The sequence below is a fragment of the Campylobacter sp. JMF_06 NA1 genome (assembly GCF_027737785.1).
Taxonomy (GTDB): domain Bacteria; phylum Campylobacterota; class Campylobacteria; order Campylobacterales; family Campylobacteraceae; genus Campylobacter_B.
In genome coordinates this window covers 491003-509576 of sequence record NZ_JAOVUA010000001.1, presented here as the reverse complement: position 1 = coordinate 509576, position 18574 = coordinate 491003, and the positions used below count along the sequence as shown (strand labels likewise).

Below are 18574 nucleotides of genomic sequence, written 5' to 3'. Positions count from 1 at the left end.
AAATTCTAAAATTTAGTGAAATTTGGGCTAAAATTTGCATTAAATTTCGCCCTTGTTTTGGAAAAACCACAAAAATGCCGCCACTAACCCAGAGGCTCGCACGATTTTTTCGTCATACATAAATTTTTTAGCTTCATCTAACGGCAAAAAATACAGCTCGATATTCTCGCCATCGACCCCGCCACCTGCGCCTTTTTTCATACTCTCATCAATCTCGCCGTAAAATAAAATTTGGCGATTTGCGCCAAAACCAAGCGCGCTGTAAAAGCTCGTGATAAACTCTAAATTTTTAAGCTCATATCCGGTTTCTTCGTAAATTTCCTCGATTGCGGTTTGTTCCTCGCTAATGCCTTTGTCTAAAATCCCAGCGCACAGCTCGTAGGTAAAGCCCTTTTCATCGCAGTTTATTAAATTTTCGTCTTGGTAAAACCACACGCTTGGGCGAAACTGCTTAACGAGCAAAAATGCCTTTTTTTCGCTGTGATATAGCAGGATTGAGACGCTATCATGCACCTTGACGCAGTCCCATGCGCGCATCTCGCCGTTTAATTCGAAATTTAGCCTAAATGGCTTAATGAAATTAGAGTGTTCGAGTTTTGAAATTTTAAAATTTTTTATATCAATATCCATGTCGCAAGTCCTAAAAAGCTAAAAAATCCCACTATATCAGTAACCGTGGTCAGCAAAACCGAGCTTCCCACAGCTGGATCAATTCCAAAACGGCGCAAGGCAATCGGAATAATCGCGCCAAAAAATCCAGCCAAGGTTAAATTTATCACCATTGACATCGCAATCACGACGCCAAGAAGCTTCATGCCAAACCATACCCACGCCACAACTCCCATTGCCACGGCAAAAATCGAGCCATTTACTAGCGAAATGGTAACTTCGCGCGTGATTACCGAGCGGATATCGCGCGCCTCGATTTCGCCGAGGGCTAGGCGACGCACCGTAACGGTGAGAGCCTGTGTGCCTGTGTTGCCACCCATGGAGGCCACGATTGGCATAAGCACGGCAAGGGCGACGAGCTGCTCGATTGTAGCGTCAAAAAGTCCGATGATAATCGAGCTGATAATCGCCGTGCATAAATTCACGCCCAGCCACGATGCACGCGCCTTTCCAGCTGAAAATGCAGTATCTTCCTCCTCAGCCTCATCATCGACACCGGCAAGGTTGTAAATTTGCTCTGTGGCGCGCTCTTGAATCAAATCATGCACATCATCGGCTGTGATTCGCCCAATCAGCACGCCGTTTGCGTCCAAAACAGGGATTACATTTAGGTCAAATTCCTCGAAATCCTTGATGACATCTTCGATTTTATCGGTATCAGTGGCGAAATGCACCTTTGCGTCTGCGTTAAATTTTTGCGAAATTTCTTTTAGCGTGAGCGAAAAATCGTATAAAATCAAATCCGAGGTCGAAAACGCGCTTAGCATGTGCCCCTTATCATCTAAAACAAAGAGCTGAAAAACATTTTCGATATCGCCGTTTTGGCGCATTACCCTTAGCATATCGACAGCTTCGCCTAGGGTTTGGTTTTCGCGTGCGCTAAAAACCTCGGTTTGCATATACGCGCCAGCTTCGTCATCGTCGTATTTGTTAATCGTCAAAATATCGTGGCGATCGTCCTCATCAAGCCCGTAAAAAAGCTCCTTTGCCTTATCCTCGTCGATTTCTTCGATACTTTGGAGTAGTTCGGCTTGATCATCACTTTCTAGCTCCTCGATAGCTTCGACGATTTTTTCGCTAGGAAGGGTTTCGATGATGTCTTCGAGCATGTGATCTGGCATTTCAAGCGCAGCGTCAGCGAGATCCTCGGGGTCGAGTTTTTCTAGGAATTCGACATATTTTTCCTCGTCATGTTTTTTAAGCGCCTTTAAGTGATCTGCAAGGTCCGCTGGGCTTAGCTCTTCTTCTATCGTATCGCCGATATGCGCCTCTAAAAGAGCCTCGGCCTCTTCGTAATCTGTCAAAAATTCTTTATCTTTTGCTTCCATTTTTGCCTCTAATTTATGCTAACTAAATTTTCATAAGGTTCAAATTTCGCTGGGTTTTTCGAGCCGTCTTTAACCGCGTCAAATTTAGCGTTCATATCCTTTACCAACGCCTTAAATCTGCGCTCTTCCTCGCTTACGAAATTTGATTTTGTGATTTTTATGGTTTTTAGGGGATCGACTGGCTGGTTGTTGCGATACAGACCCAAATGCAAATGCGGTCCCGAGCTTAGCCCAGTAGAGCCTACATAGGCGATTAATTGGCCTTGTTTTACGCTCATACCGACTTTTAGCCCTTTGGCAAATCCGCTTAAATGCGCATACAGCGTAACCAAACCTCCGCCGTGGTTGATTTCGACGGTGTTTCCATAGCCGTTTTTGCGCCCTACGAAGGTTACTTTGCCATTGCCTGCGGCATTTACTTTTGTCCCTTTTGGCGCAGCATAATCCACGCCTAGGTGCGCGCGGTATCGTTTAAGCACCGGGTGGAAGCGTTTGGGTGTAAAACGAGATGAAATTCTAGTATAAACAAGAGGTGTAGTTAAAACGAAATGCTCGACTTTTTTGCCGGTTTCGTTGTAGTATTTGTCCTCGAAATAATAAAGCGATTTTGGCTTTTTGGCTTCTTCAATTGTGCCGGCTAGGATTTTAACCCCGCCAAATGGGCGTCCAAGGCGAGTTTTTTGCTCGTATAAAATCGTAAGGCGATCGCCTTTTTGCAGTTTTTTGAAATTTACCTCGTTTTTAAAAACGCTCGAAAATTCGTTTGCTAGCGCGATATTTCCAGTAGCCTTTAAGATATCGTTTGAGGGCGATGAAGTAATCTCAATGCTTAAAGCATAAGAGTGCTGCTCATAAACAATCGGCGTGTAGATAAATTTGTAAATTCCCTTTTTGTCGCGGTAAATTTGGATTTGAAGTTCGTCGTTTATGGGGATTAGGACTTGGACGATTTTGCCAAGCGGGTCTTTTAGCATCATGCACTCGACATCTGCGCGCACTTCGGCGGCTAATTCTTGGTCCTCTTTGTCTAAATCATAATATGTCGAGAGCGGAATAGAGAAATTTTCCATAAATTGTAGCAAGCTCACGCCTGAGGGCCATTTAAATTTTTCCACACTCGAAGAACTGGCAAATGAAAGGCTAAAAAGTAAAAAAATCAGTGCAAAAATTCTCATCATAAACCGCTTTAAAATTGAAATTAAAACCTCAATTCTAGCCAAATTTGGTTTATATTTGGCAAATATCCCTTGCCGTTTGTTGTAAATTCTTATGTATAATTGGCGAAAATTTTATTTTAGGAGTTAAATTTGAAACGAATTTTACTTGCTTTGGGGCTATTTTTATCATCTGTTTTTGGGGCTGAGTTTTACATGCCACCTTACGAAACGCTGATTTTTGATGTGCAAAATGGCGAAGCCGTAATCGCTGATAATCCCGCTATCATGGTAGGAAGCGCTGGGATTGTAATGCATGATTTCGGCAACGGCGAAAACGCTATCATCGCGCGCGCAGTAGTCAGCGAAAAATCCGGCGCAAAGGCAAAAATCAGATTTGAAGTCTTTGGTATGTTGGAGCAAAAAGCCCTGCCACTACCAAAAATTTTGCCAGCCAATGGCGATAAGGTGATTTTAAATTACCTTTATGACCGCGCCCTAATCGTGGCTCCAAATGCCGAAATTTACGCACAAATCGTGCAGGCTTTCCCAAATATCGAGTTTATTCACCCTGACCTTGGCGGAGCGTATTTGAGGCTAAATTCCAAACCAAACCCGAGCCGTGATGATTTCCGCAAAATTTGCGCGAAAAACAGCACTGGGTTAATTTTTATCGCAATGAACGAAAAAAGCGTATTCGCAGACTGCGGCAGCTTCAAACCACTTCGCACTTATGAAAGTGGCAAGGTCGCTTACTACACGCTTCCGTTTTATTCACGCGTAGGGGATATCAAAACCGTGTTTTGGGATTTTACAAATGGTCCGATTAGCGACTACGACAGACACTACTCATATCTTTTGGGCTTAGATGATGAATAATTCTGATATAGAATTTTTTACAAATTTACTAGGCGAGCAAAACGCCTATTTCGACGAAGCGCATAAAATCGCCTACTGCTACGACGCGACTAGAAGGCGTTTTAAGCCAGACGCTGTGCTTTTCCCGCGTGATGAGAGCGATGTGAGCGAGATTTTAAAATACTGTAACGCTCACAATCTGCCAATTATCCCGCGCGGGGCTGGAAGTGGCTTTACGGGCGGTGCGTTAGCGCAAGATGGCGGGATAATTCTAGGCTTTGAAAAGCACATGAATAAAATTTTAGAGATTGATTTGCAAAATTTAGTCGCCGTCGTTCAGCCCGGCGTGATAAACAAAGATTTGCAAAATGCAGTCGCAAAAATGGGGCTGTTTTACCCGCCAGATCCTGCGAGTGAGGCATACAGCACGCTTGGTGGCAATGTCGCTGAAAACTCAGGCGGTATGAGAGCGGCGAAATACGGCATTACCAAAGACTATGTCATGGCTCTACGCGCTGTGCTTCCTAGTGGCGAAATCATACGCGCTGGCAAACGCACGATAAAAGATGTCGCAGGGTATAATATCGCTGGAATTTTAATCGCTAGTGAGGGCTCTCTTGCCGTGATTACCGAAATCACGCTAAAACTCATCGCAATGCCAAAATTTAAAAAGACCGCAATGGGAATTTTCCCAAGTGTCAAAAACGCAATGGACGCCGTGTATAAGACAATGGCAAGTGGCGTAACGCCCGTGGCAATGGAGTTTTTGGACAATCTGTGTATAAAGGCTGTCGAGCAGAAATTTCACAAAGGCTTGCCAACAAGCGCTGGTGCGATACTAATCTGCGATGTCGATGGCAATATCGAAGATAGCCTAGAAGCCGATTTGCGCGTGATAAAAGATAGTTTTATGGCAAATGGTGCTAGCGAATTTCGCGTAGCAAAGGACGAGCGAGAGAGTGCGGATATTTGGTTTGCGCGCAGAAACTGCTCGCAATCAATCACTTGCTACGGCTCTTTGAAGCTAAACGAAGATATCACCGTGCCACGCTCGAATTTACCTGCGCTTTTGGATAAAATCGCTGAAATTTCGGCTAAATACGGGCTTGTGACGCCTTGTTTTGGACACACTGGCGATGGCAATGTCCATACAAATGTCATGGCTGATAAAAGCAATGTCGAAGAGGTCAAAAAGGCTCACCTAGCTATCGAGGAGATTTTCGCAGCGACTGTGGAGCTTGGTGGCACGCTTAGTGGGGAGCACGGGATTGGCATTTCGAAGGCTCCGTATATGAAAATGGCATTTAACGAGGCTGAAATGGAGCTTTTCCGCGCGATTAAAAAGGCTTTTGATCCAAACAATATCCTAAATCCAAACAAAATGGGGCTGTAAAATTTAGCTTATTTGTGGTGGGCAAGTATGCCCACCCTACGATACTTAGCGAGTTCAAATTTGATTGTAGAATTTGAGAATTTGGGGGTATGGAAGCGTTTAGCGTGGTAGAAAAACCAAAAATTATGGCGATGAATAAATTTATTAATTTATTTAGTTTTATCATCGCTACTGCCTTTATTGTTGTTTTTAAATTTTATATTTTTCAAATTTAATTTATTTTTTGGTTTATCAAATTTAACTTTTTCGCCTTTTGGATTTTTGGGTTTTTTGCGTTGTGGTTCGTTTGGAGTAAATTTCTCAGGTCGCAAAGCATAGATTATTACAGCAAAAGTAGAAATCCAGCTAAAAATGCAAAGATAAATTAAATAGCCGTCTGATTTATAGATTGTAAATTTTATAAGAAAAAAGCAAACAGCAAAACACAAAGCAAGAAAAGCAATATCTATTTTTAAAATTCTAGAATTATCACATTTTTTATACATTAAAATAGATTGTTTAATAATTTTGGCACTAAAAAATATTATAGGCATTCCGATAACATATAAAACAATCCAAGAAATTGCTGGATATTGAATGGCAAGGTAAATTACAAAATCTACAATTCTATATTGAAATTCTCGCCAAAAAGCATTACTAAATTCACTCATTATTTTTACCAATAGTATTATTTTTTATTGTATTGCCAAGTTCGTAATTTGCCCCTTGAAAAATACCATGCCTAACAACACTCCCAGCACCGTAGGGTGGGTATCCTTGCCTACTAAATTTTACATTTTTATCAAATTTTATCATTATTTCAAATTCGGCGCAGTATTTCTAGCTTGCGGAGCGAAATTTGGCTAAATTTCAAATTTCACTCTTCGTTAGGGGCGAAATTTTCGAAAATTTCTCTATGCAAAATTTCCTCCAAAATCACCGTCGCATACGAGCCTTTTGGCAGATAAAAGCTAAATCCAAACTGCGCCTTTTCCTCGTCGTAGCTGTGCGAGATATCCTCTATATAGCTCCACGCATAGCGATACGAGCCGTTTGTTTGCGCCAAATGCGCCTCAGCCTCGGCGAAAATCTCGCTCTCAAATCTATTTGCCACGCCACTTGCGCGCAGTTTTTGCGCCCCAGCGATGAGCCCAGCACTCGTGATATCGCGGCGCACAAACCGCTCTACCTCCGCGCCTAAATCCTCGCAGGTAAAAAACGCCCCGTGCGGGAAATGCCCCAAAATCTCGCCGGGAAGTAGCTTGTAAAATTGCGCCTGAGTGGCGATAGATTTGGCAAGGTCTTTGTCAAATCCGTAAATTTTGGCAAACTCGCTCACACTAAATTCGCTAGCAAATTTTGAAATTTCGACCCTTTTGGCTAGCCAAGCGTTAAATAGCTCGCTTTGATACGCGCTGATTAGGAAGTCGCGCATTTTAGGATTTTTAATGCGCTTTTCGCCACGCAGTATCGCTAGACCCGTCTTAGCATTGTCGCCAAATTTACCAAAGCGCTGAAAGCCAAAATAGTTCGCAAATCCCTGCGCGCTGAGTGTTTCAAGAGCTTCACGCAGTTTTAAAGCGTCAGTTGGCAAGACCTTTTTTAGGCGGATAAAAAAATTATTTCCCTTTAAATGTCCGATTTTTAGCTTGTTTTTGTGGCGATTAAGGCTTAAAATTTTGATTTTTTCGTGCGAAAAACTCTCTAAATTTTGCGCGAATTTGAAAGGAAATGTAACAAACTGGCTAGTTAAGCCCTCTTTGTCTTTAAGCCCTGCATAGCCGAAATCGCGCATCTTAACGCCTAAATGTTCGCTTAAAATCTGCAAGGCTTCCCAGGTGGTAAGGTCCTTTTTTTGCAGATGTATCATCGCATGCTCGCCATCGCCGCTAGGCTCATACAATGGGACTTCGCGCACGACGAAATCGGCAGAGTTTTTGCTAAAATGCGCGTTTATGGGCGCGTGGTTTAAGGTATATAAAAATTTCATATTAATTTCACTTTTTGGCTAAAATAAAAGCGATTATTATATAAAATTGCGCCTAAAAATCTAATTATTAGCCAAATTTTAGTAGAATTTTGGGCGCAAAAAGGAGCAGTTATGTTGGAGATCAGGCTTTTCAGATTTGACCCTAAAATCGATGTTTTAAGCTATTTTAAGCCATATATTTTTGAGCGCGAAAATTTCGCTAGCGTGGGTGAGCTTTTGGGCGAGATAAAAGCGGGCGATCCGTATTTTAGCTATGAGGGCGTGAGTTTTGTCAAAATAAATGGCGTGGTCGCAAGCGTGGAAGAGCCATTTGGTGGGATTCTGGCGCGCTTTGGCAGGATTTTATACATTGCGCCACTTAGCCAGAAAGAGGCGCGAAAGGATTTGGAGTGCGGATTTGAGAGTTTTTACTCTAAATTTCAGAGTTTTTCTGCTATCGCTAATGGCGATACTTTCGAGTTTTACAAGGAATTAGCGCCATATTTTTACAGCTCAAATTTAAGGAAGTTTAGCGAGGTTTTTTTGGGGAACAGCGCCTTTGTTTTCGCAAATTTTCTGCTCGAAAATTTTCCAGAAAAAAAGGGCGAAATTTTGGATTTTATCCGCCCGCAGCTCGTCTATTTCACGCCGTGTAATGCCCTAAATTTGGACTATGATTGCGATTTGATTTATGATAGGCTTTGCGAGCTTTGTGGGATTGATCCAGCGCGCGTGGATAAAATTTATAGCGCACAAAGTCTAGCTGAGATAGACGCAAACACTGCCCCGCACCGCTATAATGGCTTTAAAATCGCTGTTTGGGGCGATGAGGGCGCGCGGGATTTGGTGCGCAGATTTGGCGGAGATGTCGTGAGATTTGAGCGCGAAAACGAGGCGTTAAGGGCTGAAATTTACGGCGTCGAAAAGGAGTGTGCGCTAAGGGTGGCTGGGGAAATTCTCTTTGACGCGTTTGATAGCGGGGCTGATTTTTTGCTGGTAAATTCCAAAAAAGCACTTGGCTTTATTGATGGTAAAAGTGCCGAAATCTGCGCACTAATGGGGCGCGAGCTAATTGATTTTTACCTGCTTAGCACGGACGAGTTTATCGCCCTTGCCCAGGGCGAAAAACCAAAAACTTTGGCGTCGCATAAACTAAAAGTCGCGTTGGTGTAGAGCGGTTTGTGAATATGAAATTTCAAATGATATTTGGCGGAATAATATTATTAATTCTTGGAATATTTTCATCGCTTGGTTTTAAAACTCATACAAAAATGAGTGGTTGGAGTGAGCCGTCTGATGAACTATCTGCATTTTATTTGGTTACTGGTTTTCTTTTTATATGTTTGGGTATTTTTTACAAATCAAAACGACAATTTAACAACAAAAATTTTAATTTTATTTCGCCAAAAACCAAAAAACAACCCAAAAAACCAAAAGGCGAAAAAGTCAAATTTGATAAACCAAAAAATAAGTTAAATTTGAAAAATGTAAAATTTAAAAATCAAAAAGGTGGTATTGATGAAATGGATTAAATTTAAGGCGCAAATTCGCGCCTTAAATTTCGCCTATGAAACGACCTTGATCTCGATATCCTCGCCGTTGGCGTCGATTAGGATTGCATTTCCTTCTTTTAGCTCGTCGTTTAAAATCATATCGGCGATCTTATCCTCGACCAAATCATAAAGTGCGCGTCTTAGCGGTCTGGCGCCGTATTCTGCGTCAAATCCAGCCCCGGCAATGAGCTTTTTGGCATTTTCGCTTAGAGTTGCGCTGATACCGCGCTCTTCGAGCAAATGCGCTAGCTCTTTAAACATAATCCCCACGATATCGATGAGATTGTCCTCGCTAAGGGCGTTGAAAATCACAATGTCATCGAGCCTGTTGATAAATTCAGGTCTGAAATAGTTTTTCAGCTCGTCTTTTACGGCGTTTTCGCGCTCATTTTCGCCCAGACTCATAATCTTATCCGAGCCGATATTGCTCGTAAGGATTATAATGGTGTTTTTAAAATCCACGACCACGCCTTTATTATCGGTCGCGCGCCCATCATCTAAAATTCCAAGTAGGATATTAAAGACATCTTTGTGTGCTTTTTCGATTTCGTCGAAAAGTAGCACGCTATATGGACGGCGGCGCACAGCCTCACTTAGCTGACCACCCTCATCGTATCCTACATATCCAGGAGGCGCACCAAGCAAGCGTGAGACGCTGTGTTTTTCCATATATTCGCTCATATCAAATCTAATCATCGCTCGCTCATCGTCGAATAAAAATTTCGCTAGCGTTTTGGCGCTCTCTGTTTTGCCCACGCCAGTAGGCCCTAAAAACAAAAAGCTTCCAATCGGGCGATTTGCGCTAGCAAGGCCAGCCTTGTTTCGCTTCACAGCGCGCGCTATGGCGTGAAGCGCGGCGTCTTGACCCACGACGCTTTGTTTTAGGTGAGATTCGATATTTAGGTATTTTTCGCGCTCTGATGAGAGCATTTTGCTGACACTAATTCCTGTCCATTTGCTAAGGATTCCTGCGACCATTTCCTCATCGACGCGGTTTTTTAGCAAAACTCCGCTTTCCTTCATATCCTCCCACTTGGCTTCTAACTCTTTGACTTTGGCGTTTGCGGCTGGGATTTTGCCGTATTCGATCTCAGCAGCCTTGCTTAAATCCCCTTTGCTTCTAGCGTTTGCGGCTTCGATTTTTAGGCTATCTATTGATTTTTTGGCTTCGCTTATGCCGTTAAATACAGCCTTTTCGTTTTCAAATTTAGCCAAAAGCGAATTTTTGGTTTCGTTTAAATTCTCAATCTCTTTGTCGATTTGATTTAGCCTTTTGTCGTTTTTGGCGTCGTTTTCCATTTTTAGGGCTTCTTTTTCGACTTGAAGGGTTAGGATTTCCCTTTTTGCCTTGGCTAGTTCGTAAGGCTCGCTTTCGATTTGCATTTTTAGCTCAGCGGCGGCCTCGTCGATCAAATCAATCGCCTTATCAGGCAAAAATCTATCGCTGATATAGCGGTGGCTAAGCTTGGTGGCAGCGACTAGCGCGCTATCTGTGATTGTAACATTGTGATGAACCTCTAATCGCTCTTTTATGCCACGAAGTATCGCCGTAGCCTCGCTCACGGTCGGTTCAGCCACGATGACAGGCTGGAAACGGCGTTGCAAGGCGGCGTCTTTTTCAAAATATTTGCGGTATTCTTTGAGCGTAGTCGCGCCGATAGTGTGTAGCTCGCCTCGCGCCAAAGCGGGTTTTAGGATATTTGCAGCGTCCATACTGCCTTCACTTGCCCCAGCTCCCACGATAGTGTGAATTTCATCGATGAAAAGTATCACATCGCCAGCTTTTTTAACCTCGTCGATGACGGCTTTTAAGCGGTCTTCGAACTCGCCTCTGTATTTCGCGCCGGCAATGAGCGCGCTCATATCAAGCGCCATTACGCGTTTATTTTGCAGGCTAAGCGGGACATCTTTTTGCGCGATTAACTGCGCCAAACCCTCGACAATGGCGGTTTTACCCACACCTGGTTCGCCAAGAAGTATTGGGTTGTTTTTCGTTTTGCGGATTAGTATTTGCATCATGCGAGTGATAACTTCATCGCGCCCGATAATGGGATCTAACTCGCCATTTATCGCTTTTTGGGTCAAATTTAGCGCAAATTTGCTAAGCGCTTCTAGGGTGTCATCGCCTGTTTTGGTGGTGATATTTTTGCCCGCTCTTAGCATTTCTAGCTCTTTTTTTATCTCGCTAAGATCGGCAAATTTAGCCAAAATTTCTTTTAGCGGAGATTTGTCTAAATTCGCCACTAACCAAGTATCAATAGCGATAAATTTATCCCCAAGGCTTGTCATTAGGCCTTTTGCGCTCTCTAATGAATTTACTACTTCGCGCGAAATTTTGATATTATCGCGCGTAACATTTGAGCTAGTTGGCAGGGTTTGTAGCGCGCTTTTTATCTCTAACTCAACCGCGCTTTTGCTGATGTCAAATTTGTTAAAAATTTGATTTAGCACAGAGCTTGAATCCACGCACAATGCCCACAAAATGTGCAAATTCGCAACCTCGCCATTTTTGGAGTGGATAGCTAGGGAGAGCGAACTTTCGAGTAGTGAGTGCATTTTGTCAGTTAAAATTTCAAGTGTTTCGTTCATAAAAACTCCTTAAAGTTGATTTTGTCTGTATTATATATATTTAGTCTAATAATGTCAAGGTTTTTTAGTAAATAAATTTAATCTTTCAAATTTTTCGCTCTGAATTTTAAAATTTTATCGCTAAAAATGGCTTAAATTTAACTAATATTTAGCGAAATTTTTATAGAATTCCGCCTATTTCAAATTAAGGACAAATTTTTGCAACAAAAACATCTCTTTTTTGGCTTTGGTTTTGTATTTTCACTACTTTTTGGTCTGTTTTTTGTAGGAAATTTGGAGGCGAAAGAGGCAAATTCGACCAAAAAACCTGACAGCGAAAAAACAAGGCTTGAAGCGCTGGCAAAGCTTACTAAAACCCTAGCAATCGTGGAAAATAATTATGTCGAGCAGATGAGTTTTTCGGAGCTTGTGGATAAGACGATTTCGGGATTAATGGGAAATTTAGACGCCCATTCTAGCTTTATGGATCAAAAAGCTTACAATGATACTAAGGTACAAACTCAGGGCGAATTCGGCGGTTTGGGCATTCAGGTCGGTATGAAAGACGGCGCACTAACGATAATTTCGCCGATTGAGGGCACACCGGCTGATAAAAAAGGGCTTAAAGCAAATGATGTGATTTTGCGAATCGACGGAAATGCGACACTTGGGATTACAATCGATGAAGCTGTAAGCAAAATGCGTGGCAAACCAAAAACCAAAATCACGCTCACAATCGTTCGCAAAGGCGAGAGTAAGCCCTTTGATGTGGAGATTGTGCGCGATATAATCAAGGTCGAGTCTGCGTATTCGAAAATGATAGATGATGAGAAAATTTTGTATTTGCGTGTAACAAATTTCGACCAGCATGTCACCGCTGACACGGCTAAATTTATAAAAGAACACCCTGAGGCAAAGGGGATAATCCTTGATTTGCGAAACAATCCTGGCGGACTTTTGGAGCAGGCAATTGGACTTGTGAATTTATTCGTGGATAAGGGCTTAATCGTATCGCAAAAAGGTCGCAACAAAGCCGATACCGAGGAGCATAACGCAGATCCTAAGAAAAAGGTAACCGACCTGCCACTCGTCGTGCTAGTAAATGGCGGAAGTGCGAGTGCAAGCGAGATCGTAAGCGGGTCGTTGCAGGATCTAAAACGCGCTGTAATCGTGGGCGAGAATACTTTCGGCAAGGGTAGCGTGCAAGTGATTTTGCCTATCGAAAACAAAGAAGCCTTGCGACTAACAATCGCGCGGTATTACCTTTCTAGTGGTCGCACAATCCAAGCTGTGGGCGTTACGCCTGATTTGATTGTAGCAGCTGGCAAGGTGCCTCAAAAGAGCGAAAATGAATTTTCAGTCAAAGAAGCCGACCTGAAAAAACACCTAGAAAGCGAGCTTGCAAAGGTCGAAGAGCCGAAAAAAGAAGAAGAAAAAAAAGAGAAAAAAGATGAGAAGAATTTCATCTCAAAAGAGCAGATTAACGACGATATTCAGCTAAAAACCGCAATTGATGCGATTAAAATTTTAAGACTAAGCAAAGGAGAGTAGCATGGCAAGCAAAAAAGAGCTTATTTACGAGGGCAAAGGCAAAAAAATGTGGTCAGTCGAGGGCAATGATGATTTGCTAATTAGCGAATTCAAAGATTCCCTAACTGCATTTAACGGCGTGAAAAAGGCAGAAGAGGCTGGAAAAGGTGCGCTTAATTGCAAAATTTCAACTCAAATTTTTCATTTATTAGAGAAAAACGGCATCAAAACTGCGCTAGTTGAGACGCTAAATGAAACCGAGCAATTAGTCAAAAAATGCAAAATTTTCCCACTTGAAATCATCGCGCGAAATGTCGCTACTGGCTCACTTACAAAACGCCTTGGTATCAAAGAGGGCACGATTTTGCCATTTACTTTGGTCGAGTTTTGCTACAAAGACGATGATTTGGGCGATCCGATCCTAAACGACGAACACGCCATAATCCTAGGTGCGGTAAAAGATCAAGCCGAGCTTGACGAGCTTAAAGTAATCGCAAAGAAAATAAATGAAATTTTGGTTAAATTTTTCGATGAGAGAAATTTGCGCCTAATCGACTTTAAAATCGAACTTGGCAAAGATAGCAAAGGCGAAATTTTGCTAGCTGATGAGATTAGCCCTGATAGCTGCCGTTTTTGGGATAAGGATACGAACCAAAAACTAGACAAAGATGTATTCCGCCAAGGGCTCGGTGATGTAAAAGTCGCTTATGAGGAAGTTTTAAAAAGAATTTTAGGATAAAAAATGAAAGTAATCGTAAATGTAAAATTGAAAAATGGCGTTTTAGATCCGCAAGGCAAGGCCGTCAAACACGCCCTAACTTCGCTTGGTTTTAGCGGTGTAAATTCTGTAAGCGTGGCTAAACAAATCGAGCTTGACATGCAAGGCGAGAACAAAGAGGCGATTTATAAAAATGTAGAGCAAATGTGCGAGGACCTGCTAGCCAACACCGTTATCGAAGATTACGAGATTGTGCTATGAAGGTAGCGGTTATCAATTTCCCAGGCACGAACTGCGAACGCGACACAAAATATGCTTTTGAGCGTCTTGGTTGCGATGTAGAAGTGATTTGGCATAAGGATACTACGCTAAATGCCGATTTGGTCGTGCTTCCTGGCGGTTTTAGCCATGGTGATTATCTAAGAACGGCTGCGATTGCGAAATTTAGCCCTATCATGGAGGCTGTGCGCGCTCACGCCAAAAAGGGCGGGTATTTGCTCGGTATTTGCAATGGATTTCAAATGCTTTTGGAGCTCAAACTCTTAGAGGGCGCGATGAACCGCAACATAAATTTGAGCTTTATCTCTAAATATCACTATCTAAAAGTCATTAGTAATGACAATAAATTTCTTGCTTGTTGCAAAAATGGCGAGCTTTTAAATATCCCTATCGCGCACGGCGAGGGAAATTACTATGTGGATAGCGAAAATTTGAAAAAAATGTATGATAATGACCAAATTTTGCTTAAATACTGCGACGAAAATGGCAATGATTTAAACCCAAATGGCTCGGTTGATAGCATAGCTGGAATTTGCGATAAAAGCAAAAAAATCTTTGGTCTCATGCCACACCCTGAGCGCGCTATCGAGGAAATTCTCGGTGGAACGGACGGCGAAAAAATGCTAAAAGGGCTAGTTTGTTAAGAATAGTTTTAGCCCTTTTTGGTATTTGCGCACTTAGCCTAGCTGCGCCAGAAGTTAGCATAGATTCGCTCGATGATTTGAGCAAATACGCTCCGAAAAAATCGGAGCAAACCAGTTCTACTGAGGGCGCACAGCGTGATAACTCTCGCGTAATGATGAAAATGAATAAAAACGAGGTTATGAATAAAAACCTTAGCCTTGATGATTTAAGGGCGCTTGCGCCGACAAATGAGGTGGATTTGGATATTTCAGATGAGAAAATCTACGAGGATATCAAACCCAAAGAACTCACTCTCAAAGTCGATGGAGCGCCTAAAAAAGCCTATTATAATGAAATTTTTAGGATAAATTTCAGCGTGTATTTAGGTCAAAAAGTAACCGTTACGCCAAAACTAGCGATCGATCGCACGGAGAATTTAATCTGGCTAAACGAGGATAATCTCTCGTGGATACAGGGCGATGAGATGTTTGAAACGACGCTGTATTTTAGCGCAAACGGCGAGGGTGCGAAGATAAATGACATTATTCTAACCTTAGAGCGAAATGGCGAATTTTTTGAAAAAAGCTCGATTAAACCGCGCAATCCTGAGTTTATCAAGCTAGAAAAAAGGGAAAATTTCGTCCATATTTCAGCCGATGATTTGAAACTGAAAAACTACAAAACCGCCAAATTTGACGATAATTCAAATTTACTCACCCTAGATTTAAGCGTGCGAAACGGCGCGCTTGCCTCATTTAGCGTGGATAATCCCTCTATCATAAAACAAGGCGTGGATTCTGTGCGTGGCGGATACGCTAGCCAGAGTGGGTATTATTTCGCTGTAATTGATAAAAATGTGAAAAATTTCGATTTTAGTTATTTTAATCTGCAAACGAAAAAATTCGAAAATTTCGGTATTGAGCTAAATCCACAGGCCGAGGATCTTAGCACGCAAATCGGGCTCAATCCGAAAGAATCAAAATTTGAAGCTTACAAACAAATCGCCATTTACACCCTCGCAGCGGTGCTTTTGGTGATGTTTTTGCTCAGCAAAAATATCACTCCGCTGATTTTTGCGGTGATTATTTTGGCGCTAAATTTGTATTATCAAAACCCTTATGGAAACGGCAAAATAGCCAAAAATACCGCCGTGCATATCCTGCCGATACCGACATCTACGGTGTTTTATGTCACCAAAGAGCCTCAAAAGGTCGAAATTTTGGGCGAAAACAAGGGATTTTATAAAATCATGCTAAGTGGTAGCAAAATCGGCTGGATCAAAAAGGACGAAATTGTCAAGGATTAAGGCGCTTTTTTACTCGTTTTGGTTCATCACTACGGTAATGGTCGTAATCGTGCTGATGTGGGCGAAAAACAGCTCGCACCGCACATTTCGCCGTATGTGGGGCAGATGGCAAAGATACGCTGTGGGTTATGATATCGAAATCATCGGCTCGCCAGACCCGCAAGTGGGGCTTTTTATCGCAAATCATCAAAGCATTATGGATATCGTGGTCTTGGAAGAAACGCACCCCGCAAACATCTGCTGGATAGCCAAAAAAGAGATTGGCGAACTGCCGATAATCGGCAAAATTTTAACCCTGCCAAAGATGATTGCCGTCGATCGCAAAAACCCTCGCGAGCTCGTGCGAATCGTGCATGAAGTAGATGATCGTATAAAAAATGGCCGCGCTATCGTGATGTTTCCAGAAGGCACCAGACATCGTGGCACGAAAATGCTCAAATTTCAAAACGGCGCAAAAATGATAGCAAACAAACTAGGCCTTAAAGTCCAGCCTATCGTGCTTATCGGCACTGGGGCGATTGCGGATTCTAAGGAATTTCGTGTGCGAAGCGGACATGTGAAAATCATCTACCTAGACCCTGTCGATACGAGTGATAACGCATGGCTAGAAAATACCCGCACCAAAATGCAAGCCATCATCGACGAGCACGAAAATTCAGAGCAAAATTCAGAGCAAAATTCGGCTAGTAATAGTAGCGAGCAGTGTTAAATTTGTCTAAATTTGGGGAAATTTTGAAAATTTTAATTCTGTTTTTTTCATTTTTACTTTTTGGCTGTGCTAGTGAAAACACCCTCTCTCTCATCGCTGTTGGGGACAATCTAATCCACTCCAAGCTAATCGAGGGCGCGCATGATAAAACCGCCAAAAGCCACGATTTTAAGCCGTATTATCGCTTTATCAAAGATGAAATCAAAGACAAAGATATCAAAATCATAAACCAAGAAACAATCCTAATCGAAGATAAAAAAAAGCTCTCAGGCTACCCAAATTTCGGCTCTCCGCTCGAAGTAGGCGAGGCCGTGAGGGACGCTGGGTTTAATCTAATCGCCCATGCTACAAACCATGCGCTCGATAAGGGCGAAGAAGGCATACTAGATAGCGCGAAATTTTGGTCTGGCTTCGAGGATATCGCGTATATCGGTATTTCGCCAGATCAAAATAGCAGTAAAATCGTTAAAATTTTGAAAAAAAACAATGTTAGCGTCGCGTTTTTGAACTACACTTATGGGCTAAACGGCCACACAATGCCAAAAGGCAAAGGGTATTTGGTGGATTTGCTAAGCGACGAGGAAAAAATTTTAAGCGACTTAGAACTTGCGAAAAAACACGCCGATTTTGTGGTGGTTTTGCCACATTGGGGTGTGGAATACACACACAAACCAACCGCCACGCAGAAAAAGCAGGCGCAGTTTTTGGCAAACTCTGGCGCAGATCTCATCATCGGCACACACCCGCATGTAATCCAGCCATTAGAACTCATCACCACAGATGATAACAGAAGTGTGCCGTGCTTTTATTCGCTAGGGAATTTTATCTCTAATCAAGACGAAAGTGCGCGCATGCTAGGCGCCATGGCTGATATCGTAATCGAAAAAGAGGGCAACGCGACAAAGATAAAAAGTCTGCGCGCAGTCCCGCTAATCACGCATATTAGCCCATACTCGCACGATTTTTCGGTGCATTTGCTCGCTCGCTACCCAGATATGCTAGCGATGACGCACAGGCTTAGGCGTGTTGGGGACTTTAAAACCGAAAATCTTAAAACGCTTTGGAACAGCGTTTTTCCTGAGTTTGAAATTAAATAAATTTGATTAAAAGGGGAGAGTGTGGAATTTGAAATTTGGCAAATTTTGATTTTAGTTGCCGCGGCGTTTGCTGGTGGATTTATCGACGCGATCGCAGGCGGAGGCGGGCTGATATGCCTGCCTGCACTGCTTGCAGTGGGTATCCCGCCACACCTCGCCCTTGGTACAAACAAGCTTCAAGGCACATTTGGCACATTTTCTGCGACGCTAAATTTCACGCTCAAAGGACTCGTCGATCCGCGCAAAATCGCCCTAGCGATACTTTGCACGCTCATTGGCGCATTTATTGGCACGCGTGTGGTGCTTTTAATCGACGCGAAATTTCTAAACTACATTATCCCGGTTTTGCTTTTAGCACTTTTTATCTACACTGTGCTAAGCCCAAATTTAGGCGAGAGCGAGCGCGCAGCAAAGATGAGCAAAAATTTATTTTATGTTTTGTTTGGTCTGCTTTTGGGATTTTATGACGGATTTTTCGGACCTGGGGCTGGATCGTTCTGGACTTTTGCGCTAGTTGGCGTGCTAGGACTTCACATGAAAACTGCCGTCGCGCAGACAAAAATTTTAAATTTCGTCTCAAATATCGTATCACTAGGCGTTTTTATCATCGGCGGACAGGTGCTGTGGATGATAGGTATCATCATGGGTTGCGCGCAGATAGTAGGCGGCTGGATGGGGTCAAATTTGGTCGTGAAAAAGGATGTGAAATTCGTGCGCACGATACTGCTTTTCGTTGTTGCATGCACGATTTTAAAGCTACTTTATGGGCTGATTTTTGGCTAAAATTTGGTAGTTTTATAAAAAAACTTAAATTTATTGGCTCATAAGTTAAAAGTGGCT

The 18574-nt window shown here is 42.6% G+C and carries 19 protein-coding genes; 12 read left to right on the top strand and 7 right to left on the bottom strand.

What is annotated here, in order from left to right:
* Window positions 1-39: 39 nt before the first annotated feature.
* Genes OFO07_RS02590 through OFO07_RS02580 form a run of 3 tightly spaced genes read right to left on the bottom strand, consistent with a single transcriptional unit; the run spans window position 40 to window position 3175 of the window.
* Window positions 40-630 (bottom strand): NUDIX domain-containing protein, encoded by a 591-nt coding sequence (locus OFO07_RS02590; RefSeq protein WP_270866175.1) that lies wholly within the window; start codon window positions 628-630, stop codon window positions 40-42.
* Window positions 615-1997, bottom strand: coding sequence for a magnesium transporter (gene mgtE, locus OFO07_RS02585; RefSeq protein WP_270859029.1), 1383 nt, complete (start codon window positions 1995-1997; stop codon window positions 615-617). The genes OFO07_RS02590 and mgtE overlap by 16 nt, the downstream gene beginning before the upstream one ends.
* Window positions 1998-2005: 8 nt before the next feature.
* A complete protein-coding gene (locus OFO07_RS02580) occupies window positions 2006-3175 on the bottom strand; it encodes a peptidoglycan DD-metalloendopeptidase family protein (RefSeq protein WP_270870836.1) in 1170 nt (389 codons plus the stop codon).
* Window positions 3176-3304: 129 nt separating this feature from the next.
* On the opposite strand from OFO07_RS02580, the gene OFO07_RS02575 reads away from it, so the two are divergent.
* Together OFO07_RS02575 and OFO07_RS02570 are read left to right on the top strand one after the other, a co-directional pair.
* Window positions 3305-4030: a plasminogen-binding N-terminal domain-containing protein gene (locus OFO07_RS02575; RefSeq protein WP_270859027.1), complete on the top strand. Its 726-nt coding sequence runs from the start codon at window positions 3305-3307 to the stop codon at window positions 4028-4030.
* Window positions 4023-5402, top strand: a complete 1380-nt coding sequence (locus OFO07_RS02570; RefSeq protein WP_270859026.1) for an FAD-linked oxidase C-terminal domain-containing protein — start codon at window positions 4023-4025, stop codon at window positions 5400-5402. The genes OFO07_RS02575 and OFO07_RS02570 overlap by 8 nt, the downstream gene beginning before the upstream one ends.
* A gap of 149 nt (window positions 5403-5551) precedes the next feature.
* On the opposite strand, the gene OFO07_RS02565 is transcribed toward OFO07_RS02570, so the two are convergent.
* The 3 genes from OFO07_RS02565 to truD all read right to left on the bottom strand — a co-directional run bounded on the left by OFO07_RS02565 (window position 5552) and on the right by truD (window position 7371).
* Window positions 5552-6052, bottom strand: a complete 501-nt coding sequence (locus tag OFO07_RS02565; RefSeq protein ID WP_270870835.1) for a hypothetical protein — start codon at window positions 6050-6052, stop codon at window positions 5552-5554.
* Window positions 6045-6197 (bottom strand): hypothetical protein, encoded by a 153-nt coding sequence (locus tag OFO07_RS02560; RefSeq protein ID WP_270870834.1) that lies wholly within the window; start codon window positions 6195-6197, stop codon window positions 6045-6047. Before OFO07_RS02560 ends, OFO07_RS02565 begins: the two co-directional genes overlap by 8 nt.
* Window positions 6198-6258: 61 nt before the next feature.
* Window positions 6259-7371 (bottom strand): tRNA pseudouridine(13) synthase TruD, encoded by a 1113-nt coding sequence (gene truD, locus OFO07_RS02555; protein ID WP_270870833.1) that lies wholly within the window; start codon window positions 7369-7371, stop codon window positions 6259-6261.
* Between the two features lie 111 nt (window positions 7372-7482).
* On the opposite strand from truD, the gene OFO07_RS02550 reads away from it, so the two are divergent.
* Both OFO07_RS02550 and OFO07_RS02545 read left to right on the top strand, forming a co-directional pair.
* Window positions 7483-8523, top strand: a complete 1041-nt coding sequence (locus OFO07_RS02550) for a hypothetical protein (protein WP_270870832.1) — start codon at window positions 7483-7485, stop codon at window positions 8521-8523.
* Window positions 8524-8537: 14 nt separating this feature from the next.
* A complete protein-coding gene (locus OFO07_RS02545) occupies window positions 8538-8882 on the top strand; it encodes a hypothetical protein (RefSeq protein WP_270870831.1) in 345 nt (114 codons plus the stop codon).
* A 33-nt stretch (window positions 8883-8915) separates the two neighbouring features.
* On the opposite strand, the gene OFO07_RS02540 is transcribed toward OFO07_RS02545, so the two are convergent.
* Complete coding sequence (locus OFO07_RS02540; protein ID WP_270859020.1) at window positions 8916-11492, bottom strand: ATP-dependent Clp protease ATP-binding subunit; 2577 nt, start codon at window positions 11490-11492, stop codon at window positions 8916-8918.
* Window positions 11493-11675: 183 nt separating this feature from the next.
* On the opposite strand from OFO07_RS02540, the gene OFO07_RS02535 reads away from it, so the two are divergent.
* The 8 genes from OFO07_RS02535 to OFO07_RS02500 are packed head-to-tail and all read left to right on the top strand — an operon-like array spanning window position 11676 to window position 18517.
* Window positions 11676-13022 carry a S41 family peptidase gene (locus OFO07_RS02535; protein ID WP_442867877.1) on the top strand — a complete coding sequence of 449 codons (1347 nt, stop codon included), beginning with the start codon at window positions 11676-11678 and terminating at the stop codon, window positions 13020-13022.
* Window position 13023: 1 nt separating this feature from the next.
* The gene (purC, locus tag OFO07_RS02530) at window positions 13024-13740 is read left to right on the top strand and encodes a phosphoribosylaminoimidazolesuccinocarboxamide synthase (protein ID WP_270859019.1); all 717 of its coding nucleotides are present in this window, start codon (window positions 13024-13026) and stop codon (window positions 13738-13740) included.
* 3 nt (window positions 13741-13743) lie between these two features.
* Entirely contained in the window at window positions 13744-13980 is a 237-nt protein-coding gene (purS, locus tag OFO07_RS02525; RefSeq protein ID WP_270859018.1) for a phosphoribosylformylglycinamidine synthase subunit PurS, read from the top strand.
* Complete coding sequence (purQ, locus tag OFO07_RS02520; RefSeq protein WP_270870830.1) at window positions 13977-14642, top strand: phosphoribosylformylglycinamidine synthase I; 666 nt, start codon at window positions 13977-13979, stop codon at window positions 14640-14642. The genes purS and purQ overlap by 4 nt, the downstream gene beginning before the upstream one ends.
* A complete protein-coding gene (locus tag OFO07_RS02515) occupies window positions 14636-15928 on the top strand; it encodes a hypothetical protein (protein WP_270870829.1) in 1293 nt (430 codons plus the stop codon). Before purQ ends, OFO07_RS02515 begins: the two co-directional genes overlap by 7 nt.
* Complete coding sequence (locus tag OFO07_RS02510; RefSeq protein WP_270870828.1) at window positions 15915-16637, top strand: lysophospholipid acyltransferase family protein; 723 nt, start codon at window positions 15915-15917, stop codon at window positions 16635-16637. Before OFO07_RS02515 ends, OFO07_RS02510 begins: the two co-directional genes overlap by 14 nt.
* A gap of 23 nt (window positions 16638-16660) precedes the next feature.
* A complete protein-coding gene (locus tag OFO07_RS02505; RefSeq protein WP_270870827.1) occupies window positions 16661-17734 on the top strand; it encodes a CapA family protein in 1074 nt (357 codons plus the stop codon).
* Between the two features lie 21 nt (window positions 17735-17755).
* The gene (locus tag OFO07_RS02500; protein ID WP_270870826.1) at window positions 17756-18517 is read left to right on the top strand and encodes a TSUP family transporter; all 762 of its coding nucleotides are present in this window, start codon (window positions 17756-17758) and stop codon (window positions 18515-18517) included.
* Window positions 18518-18574: the final 57 nt, after the last annotated feature.

Excerpts from the sequence above, each read along its gene's own strand:
- OFO07_RS02565 (WP_270870835.1), bottom strand. The coding sequence starts at position 6,052 with ATGAGTGAATTTAGTAATGCTTTTTGGCGAGAATTTCAATATAGAATT.
- OFO07_RS02560 (WP_270870834.1), bottom strand. The coding sequence starts at position 6,197 with ATGATAAAATTTGATAAAAATGTAAAATTTAGTAGGCAAGGATACCCA.
- OFO07_RS02590 (WP_270866175.1), bottom strand. The coding sequence starts at position 630 with ATGGATATTGATATAAAAAATTTTAAAATTTCAAAACTCGAACACTCT.
- truD (WP_270870833.1), bottom strand. The coding sequence starts at position 7,371 with ATGAAATTTTTATATACCTTAAACCACGCGCCCATAAACGCGCATTTT.
- purS (WP_270859018.1), top strand. The coding sequence starts at position 13,744 with ATGAAAGTAATCGTAAATGTAAAATTGAAAAATGGCGTTTTAGATCCG.
- purQ (WP_270870830.1), top strand. The coding sequence starts at position 13,977 with ATGAAGGTAGCGGTTATCAATTTCCCAGGCACGAACTGCGAACGCGAC.
- OFO07_RS02580 (WP_270870836.1), bottom strand. The coding sequence starts at position 3,175 with ATGATGAGAATTTTTGCACTGATTTTTTTACTTTTTAGCCTTTCATTT.
- purC (WP_270859019.1), top strand. The coding sequence starts at position 13,024 with ATGGCAAGCAAAAAAGAGCTTATTTACGAGGGCAAAGGCAAAAAAATG.
- OFO07_RS02570 (WP_270859026.1), top strand. The coding sequence starts at position 4,023 with ATGAATAATTCTGATATAGAATTTTTTACAAATTTACTAGGCGAGCAA.
- mgtE (WP_270859029.1), bottom strand. The coding sequence starts at position 1,997 with ATGGAAGCAAAAGATAAAGAATTTTTGACAGATTACGAAGAGGCCGAG.
- OFO07_RS02545 (WP_270870831.1), top strand. The coding sequence starts at position 8,538 with ATGAAATTTCAAATGATATTTGGCGGAATAATATTATTAATTCTTGGA.
- OFO07_RS02540 (WP_270859020.1), bottom strand. The coding sequence starts at position 11,492 with ATGAACGAAACACTTGAAATTTTAACTGACAAAATGCACTCACTACTC.
- OFO07_RS02550 (WP_270870832.1), top strand. The coding sequence starts at position 7,483 with ATGTTGGAGATCAGGCTTTTCAGATTTGACCCTAAAATCGATGTTTTA.